This window comes from Xanthomonas sp. SHU 199, from assembly GCF_000364665.1.
Classification (GTDB): domain Bacteria; phylum Pseudomonadota; class Gammaproteobacteria; order Xanthomonadales; family Xanthomonadaceae; genus Xanthomonas_A; species Xanthomonas_A sontii.
This window is the reverse complement of the sequence record NZ_AQOI01000729.1, coordinates 1-1,089: the sequence shown is the minus strand read 5'-3', so window position 1 is coordinate 1,089 and position 1,089 is coordinate 1. Positions and strand designations below refer to the sequence as shown.

Genomic DNA, 1,089 nt, shown 5'->3' with positions numbered 1-1,089 from the left:
GTGGTGCCGTCGCGGCGGCAGCCGCCGCTGGTGATCGAGCGCATCGGCGTGCGCCGCGGCGAGCGCGGGCTGGACCTGCTGCATGCCGACCGCATCGTGCTGCAGGAAGGCGACCGCGATCTGCACGTGGTCGCGCGCCTGCTGTCGTTCTCCGACACCGACGCCAACACCTACCGCTTCCGCCTCAGCGGCTACGACCCGGATTGGGTCGATGTGGGCGCCAGCGGCGAGCGTCTGTTCTCGCGGCTGCCGTCGGGCCACTACACCCTGGAGATGCAGGCGCGTACCGCCGACAAGGTCTGGTCGAACGTGGTCAGCCTGCACTTCCGCGTCCTGCCGCCGTGGTGGCGCAGCCCCTGGGGCATCGCCGGGCTGGCGGTGCTGGCGGTGCTGGCGCTGTGGTTGCTCGCGTTCCTGTACCGGCGGCGGCTGCGCCGGCGCGCCGCCTGGCAACTGGCGGTGCACAAGCAGGAGGTGGCCGAGCAGGCCTCGCTGGCCAAGACCCGCTTCCTGGCCACGCTCGGCCACGAGGTGCGCACGCCGATGACCGGGGTGCTGGGCATGAGCGAACTGCTGCTGGCCACGCCGCTGGACACCAGGCAGCGCCGCTACACCGAATCGATCCGCGACGCGGGCTCGCACCTGCTGCGCCTGGTCAACGATGCGCTGGACCTGGCGCGGATCGAGGCCGGGCGCCTGGAACTGGAACAGCAGCCGTTCGACCTGGGCCGGCTGATCGCCGAACTGGAGGCGATGATGGGGCCGATGGCGCGCAGCCGCGGGCTGGTGTTCGCCCTGGACAACGCCATGCCGCCGCAGGTCACCGCGCGCGGCGACGCCACGCGGGTGCGGCAGATCCTGCTGAACCTGCTCAACAACGCCATCAAGTTCACCGAGCACGGCAGCGTGCAGTTGCGGGTGGCGCCGCTGCAGCCGCAGCAGGGCGTGCGTTTCGAGGTCGCCGATACCGGGCCGGGCATCAATGCCGAACAGCAGGCGCGATTGTTCCAGCGCTTCGAGCAGGCCGACGGGCCGCGCACCGCCGCACGCTACGGCGGCAGCGGCCTGGGCCTGGCGATCAGCCAGGAA

The 1,089-nt window shown here is 71.7% G+C and carries 1 protein-coding gene; it reads left to right on the top strand.

Annotated elements, in window-relative coordinates; all coding sequences use genetic code 11:
• Positions 1–1,089, top strand: a 1,089-nt coding sequence (locus D183_RS0120305) for a sensor histidine kinase (RefSeq protein ID WP_017910614.1), incomplete at both ends; no start/stop codon positions are given.